A 17244-nucleotide genomic window follows, 5' to 3' on the forward strand; every position below is an offset into this window, starting at 1 on the left:
CGCTCAGGTGAGACCCAGCAACCGGGGCACCTTCTCCTCCAGCAAATCAATCTCCTCCCGGCTCTCGCCGAGATAGGAGAGGAGCTGGAGGTCCTGCCGCTCCACCGCGCCGCCGTGGAATATCCACGCGCGCGTGCGCAGCAGCCGGTACAGCTTCACCAGCTTGCGGTCGCTGATGAAGACGCCGTCCTCGCGCGTCAGCGTCTGCACCACGCGGCGGAACTCTCGCAGCAGCTCGTCGCGGAAGAAGAGGTCGCGGTCTCGCAGCTCTCGCCCGTCCGGCCCCGTCTCGCGCTTGCCCATCATCAGCGTCAGGTAGCGGTGCGCCTTGAGCACGTCGTCCAGCGTGGCGTGCCCCTCCGCCCACGGCTTCTGGTTCATCTCCCGGTGCGTCTGCGAGTCCAGGCCCGAGTCCAGCAGCTCCAGGAAGTAGCGGTCCTGCACCGGACGGCACGCGGCCTTGAGGCAGAAGCGGTCCTTGAGCGCACCCAATTCCGCATGCTCGGGCAGCTCGTTGGTGGCGGCGAAGAGGACCTTCAGCCGCACCGGCTGCGGCGCTCCGTCCTGGTAGAACTTGCGCTCGTTGATGACGGTGAGCAGCGCGTTGAGGATGGCCGAGCTCGCCTTGAAGACCTCGTCCAGGAAGACGAGCTTCGCGGTGGGCAGCTTGCCGCCCTCGCGCCGGATGTAGCGGCCCTGGCGGAGCAGGTTGATGTCGATGGGGCCCAGCACCTCGGACGGCTCGGTGAAGCGCGTGAGGAGGTACTCGAAGTAGTCCTCGTTCGGGATGCGCAGCGCGTCCCGGAACTTCAGCACCAGGTCCGACTTCGCCGTGCCCGGCGGGCCCACCAGCAGCAGCGGCTCCTGTGCCACTGCCGCCACGGTCATCAGGTCCACCAACCCCTGCTTGCCCACGAAGTGCCGGCCCAGGGCCTGACGGAAGCGATTGAGCCGCTCGCGCAAGGCGTGGGCCTCTCGCGAGAGCGCGTCGAAGGAAAGCTCGCTGATGGGGTCGACGGCGAGGGACTCCTCGCGCCGCGGCAGACTGCTCATGTTGTGCGCTCCTCCAGCTCCCGATGGATGCGCCGTCGCACCAGGAATTCGTCCTCGTCCAGCCAGCTCCGCGCCCGCTCTCCGCTGCCCTGGCCCACTTCCACGTGGCCCAGCACCAGCGCGTCCGCGAGCTCCACCACGGAGAGGCAGAAATGGCTGTTCGTGTTGTAGCTGTCCGTCACGCTCGGCAACTGCTCCGACAGCTTCGCCAGCCCGGGCAGCGCCACGTCCACCGGCGCGTGCGCCAGGGCTCCCGCGAGGCTTCGCGTCAGCGCCAGCCGCTCCGGCAGCGCGCCCTTCGCCGCGGCGAGCGACTCGAAGGCGCGGTCGAACACGGGCAGGGCCTCGTCCACGCGGCCGAGCATCGCCAGCCCCGACGCCACGCCGAGCTGCGCGGGCATCGGCGTCTTCGGCTTGGAGAGCAGCCCCTGCGCCGCGTCCACCAGCTCGCGCGCCTCACGGGCCAGTCCCACCCGGCGCAGGCCGCGCAGGCTCACGCCCAGCAGGCCCTGGCCCCAGGCCGGTGACTCGGGAGGCAGTCCCGCCAGCACCTTGCGCAGGCGTCCCGCCAGCGCCGTCGCCCGGTCCGCGCGGCCGAAGAGGGCCGCCAGCGTGAGCGCGTCACCCAGCAGTTGTCCCTGCGCCTCACCGGGCAGTCCTTCCAGCGCGCCCACCATCCGGTCCAGCAGCGGCAGGGCTCGCGCGGGAGACAGCCGCGGCAGCGTGTCCAGCAATCCGCCTAGCAGTCGTTGCTTCTCCGGAGCCGCGAGCTTCGGCGCGGTGGCGCGGGAGGTGAGGGCCTCCACCTCCGCCGCGACCTTCACCGGGTCCCGGATGTCTCGCAGCGCCGCGAACTCCTCGCCGCGCAAGTCCCTCGCGCCACGCCCGAAGGCCCGCGCCGGGTCCAACCGCTCGCTTGGCTCCAGCAGCGCGGAGGACTGCCGCAGCCGGTCCACCTTGTACCGCTGGAAGGTCTGCAGCGCGTTCAGCTCCGCACCGATGTCCGCGGGCAGCGGTGTCTCCGGCGGCTGTCCCTCCAGCGCCTGCGCCACGCGCGCGCCATAGGCCCGTGAGAGGAAGCCGTGGATGGGCTCCGACGCGTCGAGTGCTCCAACGGCGGCAGTGGCCAGTGCGCGAGCCCGCTCCGCCTGCCCCAGCCGCGCCAGGCCGCAGGCGAAGACGAAGTGGACATAGGCCTGCGTCAGCGCCGGTGGTGCCTCGATGGAGGAGCGGCGGCGCGTGGTGCGCTCGAAGCGGTCCAGGAGGGCTTCCAACTGCGCCACCAGCTTGGGCGCGTGCGTGGCGTCCGTGCCGGCGCGCAGGAAGCGGGGCACGTCGCGCGCGAGGGACAGCCCGCGCTGGAGCAACTCCAGCAGCCGGTCTCCCGCCCGAGCGAGCCCGAGGGGGTCTCCTCCCGCGAGCCTGTCCAACGAAGCCCGCGCCAGCCACAGCGAGCGCACGTCGAGCGCCCCGTCGTGCCGGTCCAGCCAGCGCTGCAGCGAGGGCACATCCCCCGGTGCCTTCTCTCCGGGAGAGAGCACCGAGCGCACCAGGCTGCTGGCGAGCGCGCGCACGTCGTCGTCGGTCGGCGTCGCGCGTGAGAGCACTTCAGCGGGAGCGGGCGCGCCGCTCGTCTCGGCCTCGGCCCAGCGCGAGGCGAGCTCCGCGGCCTCGGGACCCGCGCTCTCCCAGAGCGCCCGCGTCCAGCACAGGCCCGCGTCGCGCCTGCGCCCGAGCTGTCCATTCAGCTCCGCCATGCGCACCCAGAGCTGCCGCCGCTCCGAAGAGTCCGCCGGTGCGTCGAGCGCGAGGAACGACTTCTCCAGCTTCGCCAGTTCCTCCTCGACGGCGCCGAGCTGCGTGGGCGTGAGCGGTGTCAGCCTCGGGCCCGGTGCCGGCCCCGAGGCCGCGCGCTTCGGAGCGGCCGACGCCGGTGCGGTGGGCTCCGCCTGCTGCGAAGGGGGCGTGCGGCGCGTGCGGCGCGACGACCTCGAATCCTTGTCGTCCTCCTCTTCGGCCTGCGCCTTCTTCGGGGCGGTGGTCAGCCACTCTCCGTCGGCGGCCTCGAAGGCGTCGAAGTCGAACGTCGTGCCGCGCACCCAGGGCACCAGCGCGGCGGCGCCCGTGTCCACCACGTAGTCCACCCACGCGTCGAGCGGATGGAAGGCCGACTCGGGCAGGCGCTCGGCGCGGAAGGCTCCGCCTCCGGTGGGGTGCAGCCACGTCACGGTGTCGCGCTCGGGCGCGAGCAGGGCGCGCAGCCTGTCCCGCCGCACGGGCGGCTCCAGCAATCCGTCACACGGCAGGAACAGGTCCGCGAGCTGCGGCAGCGGCGCGTACGCCATGCCGGACAGGCCCAGCTCGGGCGGATGCTCGCGTCCCGGCCTCGCGCGGAGGACGATGCACGGGGCCTCCGGCGTCCCGGCCACGGCGAAGCGGAGCTGCGCGAGCAGCGCCTCCGGCAGCGTGTGGACGAGCGACTCCACCTGGGCCAGCGCGTTGTCTCGGAGCACCCAGAGGCTCGCGGGCTCCGTGCGCGCGGCGCGCGTGAGGCGCAGCGGCACCGAGAGCCGGCCGGGCGACGCCTCGGCCTCCCACTCCTCCGCGGGCTCGGGGAGGCACAGGTCCGTGAGCTGGTACAGGTCCGTCCAGGGCCCGTCCGGCGCCGTCAGCCAGCGGCCTTCACCCGGGATGAGCAGCAGCGTCCCCGGCGCGGGCTGGAGCGTGCGCGCCAGCGGATGCGTGTGGCCCAGCTCCACCCAGACGGAGTGCTGTCCGGGCACCGCGGGCACGAAGGCGCGCAGCCCACCCGTGTGGTCCAGCGCGCCGGTGAGCGTGAAGTACGGCGGCGCCACCGCGCGCAGCAGGGCACGGCGTGCGTCACCCTTCGCGCTTCCGGCGAGACACACCTCCTGCCTGTCACACCCCAGCCGCAGCATCTCTCCGGCCAGTGGTAGCAGCGCCTCCGCGCTCTCCGGCAGGAAGAGCACCGGGCCACCGGGCGCCGAGTCGACAGGGACGCGACGCGGACGCAGCAGCTCCGCCCAGCACAGCACGGGGGCCGCGTCGTTGGCCTCCGCGTCCCGCGCCTTGACGCCGAGCGAGGTGAGCCCCTTGAGCGCGGCCCTGGTGAGGGGCGCGTCCGGGGTGACGTGGAGCGCACCCTCGGCGGTCCGGTGATAGCGCGCCGGCGAGGTCTGCACTTCGGAAGGGACGAGACCGGAGGTGAGCGCGAGCTGGAGCGCTTCCTCACTGGGGAAGACGAGCGTGGACATCAGGCCTTCTGGCCCACCTTTCCGGAAGTCTCCTCGGCCGAGGACGTGGGCTCCGCGGCCTGTCCGGCCGGAGTGTCGCGCTGGACGATGACGCGGCCCAGTTCAGAGGCCTTCAGCGTGCCGCCCGCGATGAGCTTGTCCACGAGGCGGCGGTGCTCCTCCTCGTGCTCCATGGGCAGCGCGTCCGAGTCGCTCTCGTACTGGATGATGACGTCCTTGCGGCCCGTCGCCGGGTCCACCTGCAGTCGGAGGATGAGGCTAGCCAAGGGCGGGCTCCTTCTTCGGCGCCGACGCGGGCGCCAGGTGGGTGAAGGCCTCTCGGTCCAACACCTTGCGTTCGATGAGCAAATCACGCAGCGCCACGAGCCGGTCCTTCTCGCGGCGGAGGATGTCGCGGGCGCGGGCGCGCTGCACCTCCAGCACCTCCTGCACCGCGGCCTCCAGCGTGCCGCGCGTGGCGTCGGAGAGGGCGTGGCGCTCGGCGTTGCGGCCCGGGGCGTCGAAGCGGCGCACCGGCACTCCGTCGCCGCCCATGCCCAGTTCCTCCACCAGCTCGCGGGCCATCTCCGTGGCGCGCTGCAAGTCGTGCGCGCTGCCCATGGAGAGGTCGTCCAGGAGCAGCGCCTCCGCCTCACGTCCACCGAAGAGCATGCAGATGCTGTCGAGCATCTGCCCGCGCGTGACGACATAGCGGTGCGCCGGGTCCGCGTACTGCACGAAGCCGAGCGAGCCCGCGAGGTCCCCGCGAATGCTGATGCGGTCGATGGCCGGTGCATGCGGGCAGAAGAGGGCGCACACCGCGTGGCCCGCCTCGTGCGTGGCCACCACCTTCTCCTCCGTGGGCGTGAGCTCCGGCCGGTCGAGGAAGTCCGTGAGGGCCTTCTCCACGTCCACCGCTTCCGTCGGCGCCTGCGTGCCGTCGCGCAGCCGTCGCCGCGCCAGGGCCCGGCACAGCGCCTGGATGTGGTCGCCGGAGAAGCGCGTGCCGGTGCCTTCCACGAGGTCCCCCGTGCGCTTCACCGCGTAGTCCATCGCGCGCTCCGTCATCGCGAGGCCCAGCTTCTTGTCATAGATGGACAGAATCGCGCGCCGGTCCGAGCTGTTCGGATACGGAATGCAGAGCTGGAACTCGAAGCGGCCGGGGCGCAGCAGCGCCGGGTCCAGCGACTCCACGAAGTTGGTGGTGCCCACCACGAAGACGAGCTCCTCCTTGCGGAAGCCGTCCATCTCCGTGAGGAGCTGGTTCACCATGGAGTGCTCCACGCCGGAGCCGGTGAAGGTGCCGCGCGCCGCCGCGAAGGAATCCAGCTCGTCGAAGACGATGATGCTGGGCGCGGCCTGCCGGGCGCGGACGAAAATCTGCCGCAGGTTCTCCTCGCTCTCGCCCACCCAGCGGCTCTTCAGCTCCGGGCCGCTCACCACCTGCACCGCCGCGCCCAGCGAGGACGCCATCGCCTTGGCGAAGAGCGTCTTTCCCGTGCCAGGAGGACCCCAGAAAATCATGCCGCGCGGCAGGAGCGCCTCCACGCGCTTCACCGCCTCCGGGTCATTCAGCGTGTCCTTGTGCGCGAGCACGTCGAGGATTTCCTGCTGGAGGCGCTGCTTCACCTTCGCATAGCCGCCGATGTCCGCGTGCAGGTCCAGCTCCGGCACGCTGAGGTTGCCGGTGAGCGTGGCGGAGCGGAGCTGCGCGTACGCGGGCCTCGGGTCCGCGGGGTAGTCCTCGCCGGTAATCGCTCCGAGCAGCCGGCGCAGGCGCACGGCATTGACGCCGGACACGTGCTTGTAGAGCGCGTACGGCTGGAGGCCCCGGCCGAACTTGCGGGCCTCGCGCTGGGTGATGAGGTAGCGGAGCCGGTCGCGGCTGACGCCGAGGATGCTCTCCTTGTGCGGGAAGAGGTTCTCGATGACGCGCGGCACGGGGAAGGACGGGTCCTTGAAGCCGACCCAGACCATCTCCGGGTTTTCATACAGGAGCGGAATCACCTCGCGCGCCTCGGAGGTGAGGCCTCCGCTGCTGGTGGTGAGCAGGTCCAGGTGCGGCAGCACGACGATGCGCTCGCGCACCGCGCCTCGCACCGCGTCCCGGAGCTGGCCGATGAGCGTGGCCATCATGCTCGGCGCGGGCATGCCCGGGGGCGGCTCCTGCGCGGCGCGGCCGTCCAGGTAGAGGAACTGCTTGCCGTCCTTCTTCAGCCTGTCGCGCAGGCACTTGTAGAAGAAGGGCGTGAGCTCCTTGTCGGCTTCAATCATCACCGGCAGGCCGCGCAGCAGGGCTTCACAGACGCGGTTCAGCTCGGCGGGGTAGGCGGCCTCCACCGCGGCGAAGGGCGACAGCTCGGTGGGCAGCGCGTCCTCGGGGATGCGCTGGCTCATACGCGCACCTTGATGGTGAGCGAGCCGGTGGCCGCGTCCTCGTGAATCTCCTCCACGGTGCCGAGCTGCTTCGCGCGCACCTTCAGCGCGTCCGCTGTCACCTTGTTCGACACGGCGTCCAGCTCCGACTTGAGGTCCTTCAAGCGGCCTTCGAGGCGGCGCGTCACCTGCTCGCGCAGGCGCTCGGTGGCGTCCTTGGCCTCGTCCTCCAGCCGGCTGCGCGCCTTCTCGCGGGCCTTGACCTCCGCCTCCTTCGTGTCGTTGGGATGGGTCACCGTCATCTCGCCCTTCGCCGTCAGCTCCACCTGGGCTTCGTCGGAGAGGGTGACGCTGACGTCTCCGGTGGTGACGTCCACGGCGATGCGCACGCCGTCCGACTCGGTGCGCACGGCGACGTCGCCATCACGCTTGAAGCCACGGCCTTCCAGCTCGGCCGCGAGCAGGCCAGCCAGCTCCTCTCGGGACAGCAGGGGCAGCAGCTCCAGCTTGGAGCAGAGGCCGTCCTCGGCCTGCACCACGCGGTTGAGGGACTCGGAGACGGAGACACGGTAGGCGCGGCTCATGGGGCGCTCCCGGTGGAGGGTGGGGAAAGGGGGGTGGGAATCGCGCTGGCTGTCGTCAGGGACGAGGACAGCTCACGCTCCAGGTCCGCGGCGCGGCGGAAGCCGGCCTCGCCGAAGGAGCTCCACTCGGAGAGGAGGAGCTGGGCGGCGTCGTAGTTGTCGTCGAAGAAGCGCACCACGCGGTGGTCCGCGTCCCACCGCGCGAGGCGGCCCAGCGAGCGCAGGAACGCACCCGAGGACCGGGCCGCCGAGGCACGCAGGCTCAGCGCGGAGTGGAGGGACAGGCCCTCCACCCAGCGCGACGCGGGCTGCTCCAGCAATGGGCGCCCGGCGTGGAGCAGGAAGCCGGCGAGGTCCCTGCGTCCGGCGGCGTCCACGGCGTCGAGGAACGCGGACAGCACGGCCTCCTGCGCGGTGCCCAGGGCCACCATCGCCTCGGGCTCGTGGACGAAGCGCTTGGACTCCTCGAGGCGGCGCCACCGGTGCGCGAGGTCCGCTTGCAACGCTTCCAGCAACCAGCCCCCATTGGCGAGCAGCGGCGCGAAGCTGGAGGCGGTGAGCTTCGGAGTCGTGGCGCCGAACACCTCCGGGACGCCGAGCCAGCAGAGCGCGGAGCGCCGGAAGAGGGCCTGCTCTCCCACGGCCTTCGCGCAGGGCGTGCCCGCGACGAGGCGGCAGCAGAGGTAGAGGAGGAATTCGTCGGCGGGCGTCAGCGTGCCCTCGGCGTCGAGCGGCTTGCCCCCGTGCTTCACCAGCGGCTGCTCCAGGAGCCAGCGCAGCATGTGGAGGCTCAGCGCGGAGAAGTGGAGCGTGGGCGGTGCGTGCCGCTCCCAGAGGCGGCCGGAGCGCTCCTGCCCACCGTCGAGGTAGCGCTGTTTGCGCCATCCACCACAGCGGGCGAGGGCGAGGACGGCGCCCTTGGAGAGGGTGTCGCGGAGCACGTGCATCGCGCCAGGGCTGAGGCGCTCGGGGACGGCGATGTGTCTGTCTCGGAGCAGGTCCTCGACGGGGGCATACTGTCCCAGGCCGATGATGGCGCGGGCGAGCGTGAGGAGGTCGTGCTCGGCGGTGGAGACGCGAATCATGGACGGAGCCGGTTGGCGAGCTCGGGCCAGCCGTTGATGACGAGCTTGCCGTCGATGAGGTGCATCTCCGCCGTGTTGGGGGAGGTGAACCGGGGCTCGTCCGGTGAGTAGCGCGCGGTGAGGAAGTGCATGACCTGGTTGCGCGAGCCAATCCAGCGCCGCCGGGTCTCCGGTTGGTCCTTCTCGTAGCGGCCGTCCACCAGCAGGTCCACGGTGGACAGCAGCCGCTCCACGTCGGGGCGGGACTGGGCCTTCAACTCCGCGAGCGTGTGGCCGGTGAAGAGCATGACGCTCAGGCCCGCGGCGCGGACGCGCTCGCAGAGGTCCGCGGCGGGGCCGGCCTGGGAGGTGGGCTCGCCGCCAAGGAGGGAGAGGCCCTCGATGCCCGGGGTGGCGAGGATGCGGGCGGCGAGGGACTCCACCGTCATGACGGTGCCACGCTCGAAGGCGAACATCTCCGGGTTGCAGCAGCCCGGGCAGCGCAGCGCGCAGCCCTGGACCCACACGGAGAAGCGCACTCCGGGCCCTTCCGCCTCCGTGCGCGGGACGATTTGCGCCACCCGGAGCACGGGTCCGCTGTCGGGAGTGGGGGAGGTGCCTTGGGCCGGAGACATGGACGTCCCGCCAGCATGCCAGGAGCGGCCCCGTCTGGGGGAGGGGCGTGTGCCACTTCGGCGCCGGGCCTCAGGATGTGGCACGTCGGGCGACCTGTGAGGGCGGTTCCAGGGAGGGCCTGCCCGGCCGGCAGAGGAGCCGGCGTGCGTCACAGCGCGATGACCGGGGCCTGGCCCCTGTCTTCCAGGATTCGTTTTCGTGCCCGCTGGCGCAGGCCATGGGCGCGGCCGCGAAGTCCTTGCACTGGTGCCCGTGGGCTGAAGCAGGCGCAAGTTGCTGTGATTCACGTTGCTGTTGCCACACACGCGTCAACACGAAACGCGCGTGCGAGCGCAAGAGGTGAGTGATGCTTGCGACTGGATGTGGCAGGGGACGCTGACCATCAAGCGGCCCTAGACACGCGCGGCGTGTGCAATGACACACTTCCCGCATGGGCGACTGTTGTATGTCCGGTTGCACCATGGCCACCCAACGCAAGTACGGCACCGCGCCCTTCAACGTTCCCGGTGAGTTCGTCGGAATCGATTTCTCTCCGGACTCGCGCCACCTGTGGGCCGTCCTGCCCGGCGACGAAAACACACAGTTGGTGTCCTTCGACGTGGCGACCGGCGAGGTCGCCTCGCAACGCAAACTCGAAGAACCCCTGCGCGTCATCTTCTCGCTGCCGGGAGGCGCCGTGCTGGTGGGTTGGTGGGGGCTCATCCAACGCATCTCCGCCAAGGGGAAGGTGGACTGGGCGCTCACGGGACCGCAGGCCTACCACCTGAAGGCGATGAACCCGAAGCGCACCCTCTTCGTCAGCGTCGAGGAGGGCGAAGTCCTGGTCCGTGACGTGAAGAACGCCGCCGTCATCCACACCCTCCAGGAGAAGGAGGGTGAGGTCTACGCCGTCGCCTTCAGCACGGACGGCGCGTGGCTGGCCACCGGGTCGTCGAAGGGAATCGTCCGGCTCTACGACGCGCACACGGGAAAGGAGCGGGCGAAGCGGAAGAGCACCAAGGTCCTTGCCCTCGCGTTCTCTCCGACGGGCGAGCACCTGCTCGTCGGTCATGGCAATGGGGCCGTGGAGCTGTGGAACGCGCAGGACCTGAAGCCCGTGCGCGGCTCCGTGGGCCGTCACGAGTTCGAGGCGGGCGGTGGCGCGGGGTGCCGCTGGGTCGCCTTCTCTCCGGACGGCACGCGCGCATACTCGCTGGGCAATGAGCTCATGCTGCGCTCGTGGAGCGTCCCGGACTTCGACGAGGGCCCGGTCATCGAGGTGCCCGACCGCCACATGCAGGGCTCCGTCACGGCGCTCTCTCCTGACGGAAAGTGGCTCGCCACCGGCACCACTCCGGGCGCGCTGAGCGTGTGGTCGACGGAGGACGGCTCCGCGCGGACAGGGAGCGCCGCTCCTTCTCCCATTCTCGGCCTGGCGCTCACGGCTCGCGCCGTCGTCGCCACGTCGAACCGCACCTACGTCTCGTGGGAGCTCGACACGGGCAAGTCGACGGAGATTGCAGCGAACTTCCCTCCCACGGATGTGAAGGCGCTGTCGTCGGGTGTGCTGGTGCGGCTCGACTACGCCTCCATCTTCGTCGGCAAGTCGCTCGACGCGAAGGCGCGCGAGTCGTTCGAGCTCTCCAGCTATTCGTCGGGGCCGCTCGCCATCTCCCGGGACGAGACGCTGCTCGCGGCGCCGGCCCAGGAGAACGTCCAGGTCTGGGTGCTGAAGCGCGCCCTGCTCAAGGCGGACCTTCCGCACAAGGACAGGGTGAGGGCCTGTGCCTTCGGTCCGAAGGACGCGTGGCTGGCTACCGCGGACAAGGCGCTGCACCTGTGGCGGCTCGGGAAGACGCCGGAGGTGATTCGCGAGGTCTCCCTGGGAGTCGACACGCTGGGCTCGCGCGTGTGCGGGCTCGCGGTATCGCCGCGTGGCTGGATTGCGGTCAGCGTCGCCGACGACGACCGTGACGACGCGGAGAGTGTGTTGCTCATGGTGGACCCTCGCAGTGGCGAGACGGTGAGCCGGCTCGAGCGCCACGACGCGGTGCTGGGGCAGGTGGCCTTCGTGGGGGACACGCGCGTCGCGGTGGCGGATTCGCTGGGGCGGCTGCTGTTCGCGGACGTGGCCAACCCGAAGAAGGCGCGCTGGCTCGGACCCGACGAAGTGGAGCCCCGGCCCGATGCGCTGATTCAAGAGGTGTGGCCCCTCGCGATGCTCGGCGACTCGGTGGCCTACGTGGGGCCGGACGGCAGCGTGGTGGTGGAGACGCTGAAGCCCGCGAAGGTCGACGACGGTGAGCCATTCCTGCTCGAAGCCGAGGCAGCGCCGAAGCGCGGCGGTAAGACGAAGAACACCGTGACCGGCAAGTCCGAGGCCCTGTTCGAGAAGCGCCTCGCCGGAGCGCGATTCCTCTTCGGCGGCCGATTCAAGAACGCGACTCCCGCGTTCCGCGAGGGGCTGCTGAAGGAGCTCGGCGCGGAGGTGGCGGCGAAGCCCGACGCGAAGGTGACGCACCTGGTGCTGGGGGACGGCGCCGCGGCCAGCGTGGCGGCGGGGCTGACGGCCAAGGGGGCGCAGCTCAAGAAGCTCTCCGAGAACGAGCTCATGAAGCTCCTGCTGCCCACCCCGGCGGAGGCGACGGCGATGCTCCGGAACGAGGTGAAGGACAGCGCGGAGCGGTGGAACTCCTGGCGCGAGCGCTACCGGGAGGCCCGCGGCAGTTCGGAGTTCTCCGTGCTCTTGCAGGGCATCGACCTGGCGGGGCGCAACCTGAGCGGGTACGAGCTGCTGGAGCTCGACTTCACCGAGGGCCGTTTCTCCGGAGTGGACTTCTCGAAGGTCTACCTGGGCGGCACCAACTTCCGCCACGCGGACGTGAGCAAGGCGAACTTCTCCGGAGCCTCCTGCTCCCAGGCGATCTTCACCAACGCGAACCTGCGCGGCGCGCGCTTCGAGAGCGCATCGCTCATGGTCACCCGCTTCGACGGCGCGGACCTTCGGGACGTGGACTTCTCGAAGGCCAAACTGCATTGGACCGACTTCAGCGGCGCGGACCTCACCGGCGCGAAGATGTCCTCCGACCTGAAGGACCTGAAGTACGACGCGAAGACCCGATGGCCCAAGGGCTTCAAGCCCTGAGTCACACGTTGGCCGATCGCGTGGCACCGTGTGAGTGCCACGCGACGAGCCGGCTTCATGCGGGAATCATTGCCCGTGCAGTCTGTGCTCGTCGCGCGACGACGTGTCGGAGGCCGCGCGACGAGTCAGCTTGATGCCAGCATCGTTGCCCGTGCAGTCCCGGCCACGTCCTCAGTGGGCCCCGTGACGCCGTCGGACCGCCAAGGTGAGGCCGAGCGCCGCGAGCAGAAGCCACGGCGCACTGCCGCTTCCCGACATGCTGCACCCGACGCCACCCTCGCCGGGATGACGCGCGAAGGCGGCCTCCGCTGCGCCTCCTTCATCCGCCGAGGACGGGTTGAGCATGTCGCTGTCGGAGAGCGGCGCGCCAACCCACGCGTCGTCCATCGGCGGCTCACCCGGATTCGCCGCATCGTTCGGGAAGCCGCTCCTGGTGTCCTCGAAGGCCGTTTCGCTAGCGCCGTTCGCCTGGAGCGCCACCCGTGAGTCACCCATCCGCGCCCGCAGTCGCTGCGCGTAGATGCCGGCGTCGACCTCCAGCCGCGACGTCACGCCGACCCACGTGCCGTTGCCCAGCGAGGCCAGCCCCAGCCTTCCGTAGTCGTCAACGTCCTCCTCCCGCGTCAGCTCGGGCGGGAAGAGCGTGAACGGCGTCGCATCGACCACACCGCCATCCCGATTCACGCGGGCTGCCTGGTAGAGCAGCGCGCTGGAGACGAGGCTCGAGCCGTACCGACGCCACCCGACCAGGTAGTTCGTCCCGTCCCAGGTGACCGTCGAGCGCAGGTTGTACCCCTGCGCTTGACCCAGGAGCACCGAAGCGCTCGCGACCTGGCCCGTGGCGGAGATGCGGGTCGCGCGGATGTCCGCGGTGGTCGACGTCGCGTTCTGCGCAAAGGTGAGGAGGAAGTCCGTACCGTCGCTGGCCGCTGAAGGCTGCGAGCCCGTCCCCGCGTCGAACCGGACGCCCTGTGCCACGCCCTGTGCGTTGAACCGCTGCGCCTTGAGCACGCCATTGTCCTGCCACGCCACCAGGTACTGGCTGGCATTGCCGGCGACCGTGGACAGGTTGGCTCCGCCATCCGTGGGCAGGGAGCCCAGCACCGTCACGCCACCATCACCCCGGACCAGGGTGGCCTGGAGGCCGCCACTCGGGGGGCCACCCGCCCAGGTCACCACCGCGCCTGAATTGCCGCTCGCGGCGGCGGGCTGGCTCCAGTTGGTCGAGGGCCCCAACGTCAGGGGCGTGGTGTCCACCCACTGGCCCGTGGACGAGACGCGCCGAGCCCGCAGTTGAGCGCTCCCCGTGCCGCCCCGCTCGACCCAGGCCACCAGCCAGTCCGTGCCATTCCAGGCCGCCACCGGTGCCACCTCGTCCCGAACTGTCGTGGCGATGGCGATGCCCGACGCATTCAGCACCTCGCCCGTCGGGCCGAGCCGCGCCCCGTAGAGGTCCGAGAGCTGCTCCACGTGGCGCCGGCTGTCCTGCCACACGACGAAGTAGCCTTCGGGGCTCGACGCGACAAAGGGCTCGGTCTGCGAGTTGTAACTGGTGCTGAGCGTCTTCGACGCCGTGCCGTCGAATGCCCGGCCGAGCACGTCCATTCCCGCGGACGTGGTCTTCCGGTCCCACACCACCAGGCTTCCATTCGGCCCCGCCGCGATGCGGGCGTGCCCCTGCAGATGGCCGCTCAATGCCGGGCTGACCCTGCCATTCGCGACGATGCCCGCATCGGGCTTCAGCCACGCGCTCTGAACCTCGGTGTAGTCGGTGCTGTTGTTGCGCGTGTTCGTCCAGACGACGCCGTACGCGCCCGCTCGCGGCAGCCAGGCGATGTCGGGGCGAAGCTGCTTCGTGGCGCTGCTCACGGTGTAGTTGCTGGTCCCGCCATCCGCCCGGCGAAGCCTGCCGCCGATGTACTGGCTGGTGTTCGCGAACATGTCGCCATACTGGTAGACGATGGCGTAGTCCTCTCCGTTGCTCGCGACGGCCGGGTAGCGCGCCTGGCCCGTGCTGATGCCGTAGAGCTCCTGCTCGATGGGACCCAGGTTGCCGTTGGCCTCCACCACCCGCGAGAGCATGTTGTCGCCCGCCTGCGTGTAGACGACGCGGAACGAGGTGCCGACGGCGGTGACGTCCACGTCGTAGGCGATGGCGTACTGCGACAGGAGCTTCTCGGGCATCACGATGGTGCCGGAGGGAGAGACCATGATCGCGTAGAGCCCACCGCTGCCGCTGCCGCCGGGTTCGACCCAGGCGATGAGGAAGCTCGTCCCGTTGAAGGCGATGGACGAGGGCGAGCCGCGGTTCGGCGAGTAGAACGAGATGGGCGTCGGGTCCACCACCTGGCCGTCGGGCGTGATGCGGAACATGCCGTACGCGCAGGCGACGACGTAGTAGCCCCCGCCGTAGGCCAGGGTGTCCATGCCGCAGCTGAGGCTGGGAAGCTTGAAGCCGCTGGGGTCCAGCACGGTTCCGTCCGGCGTCACCCTCGTGGCCCAATCTTCGGACCACGGGCCGCGCCTGTCAGTCCACGTCACCAGGAAGTTCGTTCCGTCGGTGGCGACCTTCGGAGCTTCCTGGTCGCCCGGCTCCACCGCCATCACGGGCTGGTCGATGCCGAACTCGGGTCCGATGACGGGGTCCAGCACCGCGGGGAAGGCGCTGGCCTTCAGCGTCTCCTCCGGGACGGTGAGCACGATGGCGCCGTCCTGGAACGTCGGCGTCACCTCGGTGCGCCTTCCGGTGGCGTCAATCCACGTGCCCGTGCCATAGCGGAGCCCCGCGCCCGTGGCCGCGTCGGAGAAGTGCAGGCCGCCAGCCGTCGTGCCCTGGTACGCGAGTCCGCGCACGGGCACGCGCACGCTCAGCGGGCCGCGCCCGGCGGGGAGGATGGGGAAACGCCACGACTGCTCCACTCCGTCCTCTCCGTTGCGGAGTTGTTCCTCCACGAGGCCGCGCTGCAGGTGCAGCGAGCCGTCCGAGGCCACCGCCGTGCGCGGCGTGCCCAGGCGGAGTGTCCGGGGGCCTCGCATCACCTGTGTGGCGCCGAAGGTGAGGGCGCTGCGGCGCGGCTCCGCCGGGTCGACTCGGGACGCCAGTGGCGAGACGGTGAGCTGACCGTCGGTGTGTGTGACTCGATAGGTGCGGTGCCCGCCGGAGAAGCCTTCACCGTCGGGGCGGAAGGAGAGTTGAACCTGCTGAATCACCTGCTGGGGTGAGAACGGCAATGTCTCCGCGGGGAGTGTCTCCGCGGAAGCGCCAGAGCCGAGAAGAAACAAGAAGGGGACGAAGCGTAGAGAGCGACTCACGTGTACTCCTGTCCTGATGGGTGCTCAGGACAAGGACAACACAGTTGCATTTTGGTTCAAGCGACTTACTGCTTTTTCCTGATTCCGACCCGCCAGGGAGTCCGTGCTCACGAAGCCGTGCCGCGCGCGTTCAATTGCATGCGCGCTCTCGCGTGGTGAGTCTTCGCTCCACCCGGCAGGTCTGTGCGCGTCGTCATTGCGACTTCTGGCGCGAAAAGCGGCCAACGCTGCCGCGCGGACGCCATGCAACGCTGTTGCGAATTCGGGACGAGCTCCGGTGGCGATTACCGCTTGCCCGCCACTCGGCGTTCGGGCGCGTCACTGAGTCCGGGCAGCTCCGAGGGCAGCGTCTGGCGAATCACATCCCTCGCCCGGCCTCCGAAGCGCAGGTCCAGCGTCACCGCCACGGGCACATCCGCCCGGCACTTCGGGCAGCGCGAGGCCTCCTCACGGATGGACGCGCCACACCCCGCCGGACACGGCCGCCGGGAGCGCGCCTCGAGTCGCCGCGCCACGACACCCGCCGCCACGCTCCCCACGGTGAACACCAGCACCAGGGCCAGTGCCAGCGGAGCCCACAGCAGCGCCGCCGCGGCCAGGCCCAGCGCGAGACAGTCCTCCGCGCGCATGAGCCACCGGTATGGATGGAACAGCTCGGACTCCAATTGGTCCACACTCTGCGCCAGCCGCTGCCGCATCGTCAGCGTCGCCACCGCGATGCCCGCGCCCACCGCGCCCACGGCCCAGGGCGGCATCTGCCCCGTCTGCACGCCCATCGACGCGAGCGCCACCAGGGCCCCGCTGCCAGCGCTCAGCGCGAGCTGCGCCGTCCCCAGGAACATGCGCAAATCGCCGTCCCGCTGCGTGTACATCTCGAAGGCCAGCAGGGTGATGAAGATGGCCATGGCCTCGGGCGTGGCCATCCACGCCATCTCCCGAGGCAGTGCGAGGAATTGGAAGTGCGCGGCCAATGCCAGCAGCAGCAGGCTTCCGCCCGCGCGCGTGCCGGACGCGCTGCTCAGGCCGATGAGCTGTGAAATCAGTGCGAACGAGAGCATGGCTCAGCCTCCCACCGGGGCGGCGAGGAACGACTGGAGCAGCCCGAGCTTCTGGAACACCCACCACAGCAGCGCCACCGCCGAGGCCGTGAAGACGAGCAGCGTCAGCAGGAACCCGACGAGCAGCGCGACTTCCCAGCCCGCCATGGGAATGCCCCGCGCCTCGCGCTCCGTCTGCCACGCCAGGTAGCGGCGCGCGAAGATGCCGGCGGCCGCGACCTGGCCCGTGCTCAGCGCCACCTTGGCCAGGGCGCCGATGGCGGGGACGAAGGTGAGCAGCTCATGCAGGATGATGGAGGCCGCGAGAAAGCACGCCGCTGCCAGCCGCAATGTCAGACGCGACACCTGCCGCCGCTGGGGCGTGAGCAGCCTCAGCGCCGGCTGCACCAGCGTCGCCCGAATCCATATCAGCGCGGCCAGCAGCAGCAGGGACGTGAGCAGCGGGAACCAGCTCGCCGCCAGGCTCGCGGTGGCCACCACCACCACGGCCACCCACAGCCGCGCCGAGGCGCGCTCGGAGGAGAGCCGGTGCAGGAGCTCGCGGTCCGCGGGGCTCGGGAGCGTCGCTTCACCGCAGCGGGGGCACGGCCTGCCTCGCAGCACGGCGCCGCCCGGAATCAGCTCCGCGCAGCGGCGGCAGCGGCCGCCCAGCAGCAGCGCGAGCTCGTGCTCCTCGCTGCCGGCGACCGCGGTGGTGCTCATCGTCACGGTGCTTCCCCCTCTACGACGAAGGCTTGCGGGGGGCGACGCTACTGGTAGGAGATAGGGTTTCCAATGGGGTGG

At 70.6% G+C, this 17244-nt stretch carries 11 protein-coding genes; 1 reads left to right on the forward strand and 10 read right to left on the reverse strand.

Features of this window, described 5'->3' with window-relative positions; genetic code table 11:
- Positions 1-3: 3 nt before the first annotated feature.
- From ACVTJA_RS19160 to ACVTJA_RS19190, 7 genes are read right to left on the reverse strand one after another with little or no spacing between them, the layout of a single operon-like run.
- Entirely contained in the window at positions 4-1053 is a 1050-nt protein-coding gene (locus ACVTJA_RS19160; RefSeq protein WP_465838040.1) for an AAA family ATPase, read from the reverse strand.
- On the reverse strand, positions 1050-4328 hold the full coding sequence (locus tag ACVTJA_RS19165; RefSeq protein WP_465838041.1) for a hypothetical protein: 3279 nt from the start codon (positions 4326-4328) through the stop codon (positions 1050-1052). The genes ACVTJA_RS19160 and ACVTJA_RS19165 overlap by 4 nt, the downstream gene beginning before the upstream one ends.
- On the reverse strand, positions 4328-4594 hold the full coding sequence (locus ACVTJA_RS19170; protein WP_465838043.1) for a hypothetical protein: 267 nt from the start codon (positions 4592-4594) through the stop codon (positions 4328-4330). Before ACVTJA_RS19170 ends, ACVTJA_RS19165 begins: the two co-directional genes overlap by 1 nt.
- Positions 4587-6704, reverse strand: a complete 2118-nt coding sequence (locus ACVTJA_RS19175; RefSeq protein WP_465838045.1) for an AAA family ATPase — start codon at positions 6702-6704, stop codon at positions 4587-4589. The genes ACVTJA_RS19170 and ACVTJA_RS19175 overlap by 8 nt, the downstream gene beginning before the upstream one ends.
- Positions 6701-7267, reverse strand: a complete 567-nt coding sequence (locus ACVTJA_RS19180; RefSeq protein WP_465838047.1) for a hypothetical protein — start codon at positions 7265-7267, stop codon at positions 6701-6703. Before ACVTJA_RS19180 ends, ACVTJA_RS19175 begins: the two co-directional genes overlap by 4 nt.
- Positions 7264-8352 (reverse strand): hypothetical protein, encoded by a 1089-nt coding sequence (locus tag ACVTJA_RS19185; protein ID WP_465838048.1) that lies wholly within the window; start codon positions 8350-8352, stop codon positions 7264-7266. Before ACVTJA_RS19185 ends, ACVTJA_RS19180 begins: the two co-directional genes overlap by 4 nt.
- A complete protein-coding gene (locus ACVTJA_RS19190) occupies positions 8349-8966 on the reverse strand; it encodes a 4Fe-4S single cluster domain-containing protein (RefSeq protein ID WP_465838050.1) in 618 nt (205 codons plus the stop codon). Before ACVTJA_RS19190 ends, ACVTJA_RS19185 begins: the two co-directional genes overlap by 4 nt.
- A 461-nt stretch (positions 8967-9427) precedes the next feature.
- On the opposite strand from ACVTJA_RS19190, the gene ACVTJA_RS19195 reads away from it, so the two are divergent.
- Positions 9428-12091 carry a pentapeptide repeat-containing protein gene (locus tag ACVTJA_RS19195; RefSeq protein ID WP_465838051.1) on the forward strand — a complete coding sequence of 888 codons (2664 nt, stop codon included), beginning with the start codon at positions 9428-9430 and terminating at the stop codon, positions 12089-12091.
- Between the two features lie 171 nt (positions 12092-12262).
- Here ACVTJA_RS19195 and ACVTJA_RS19200 read toward each other — a convergent pair whose 3' ends face one another.
- The 3 genes from ACVTJA_RS19200 to ACVTJA_RS19210 all read right to left on the reverse strand — a co-directional run bounded on the left by ACVTJA_RS19200 (position 12263) and on the right by ACVTJA_RS19210 (position 17163).
- Positions 12263-15403 (reverse strand): MYXO-CTERM sorting domain-containing protein, encoded by a 3141-nt coding sequence (locus ACVTJA_RS19200; protein WP_465838052.1) that lies wholly within the window; start codon positions 15401-15403, stop codon positions 12263-12265.
- 284 nt (positions 15404-15687) lie between these two features.
- Entirely contained in the window at positions 15688-16461 is a 774-nt protein-coding gene (locus ACVTJA_RS19205) for a DUF4126 domain-containing protein (protein WP_465838054.1), read from the reverse strand.
- 3 nt (positions 16462-16464) lie between these two features.
- Entirely contained in the window at positions 16465-17163 is a 699-nt protein-coding gene (locus ACVTJA_RS19210; RefSeq protein ID WP_465838056.1) for a hypothetical protein, read from the reverse strand.
- Positions 17164-17244 lie beyond the last annotated feature (81 nt).

The organism is Pyxidicoccus sp. M6, from assembly GCF_055568925.1.

Coding starts and splice junctions, on each gene's coding strand:
- ACVTJA_RS19160 (WP_465838040.1), bottom strand. CDS start 1,053: ATGAGCAGTCTGCCGCGGCGCGAGGAGTCCCTCGCCGTCGACCCCATC.
- ACVTJA_RS19165 (WP_465838041.1), bottom strand. CDS start 4,328: ATGTCCACGCTCGTCTTCCCCAGTGAGGAAGCGCTCCAGCTCGCGCTC.
- ACVTJA_RS19175 (WP_465838045.1), bottom strand. CDS start 6,704: ATGAGCCAGCGCATCCCCGAGGACGCGCTGCCCACCGAGCTGTCGCCC.
- ACVTJA_RS19180 (WP_465838047.1), bottom strand. CDS start 7,267: ATGAGCCGCGCCTACCGTGTCTCCGTCTCCGAGTCCCTCAACCGCGTG.
- ACVTJA_RS19185 (WP_465838048.1), bottom strand. CDS start 8,352: ATGATTCGCGTCTCCACCGCCGAGCACGACCTCCTCACGCTCGCCCGC.
- ACVTJA_RS19190 (WP_465838050.1), bottom strand. CDS start 8,966: ATGTCTCCGGCCCAAGGCACCTCCCCCACTCCCGACAGCGGACCCGTG.
- ACVTJA_RS19195 (WP_465838051.1), top strand. CDS start 9,428: ATGGCCACCCAACGCAAGTACGGCACCGCGCCCTTCAACGTTCCCGGT.
- ACVTJA_RS19205 (WP_465838054.1), bottom strand. CDS start 16,461: ATGCTCTCGTTCGCACTGATTTCACAGCTCATCGGCCTGAGCAGCGCG.
- ACVTJA_RS19210 (WP_465838056.1), bottom strand. CDS start 17,163: ATGAGCACCACCGCGGTCGCCGGCAGCGAGGAGCACGAGCTCGCGCTG.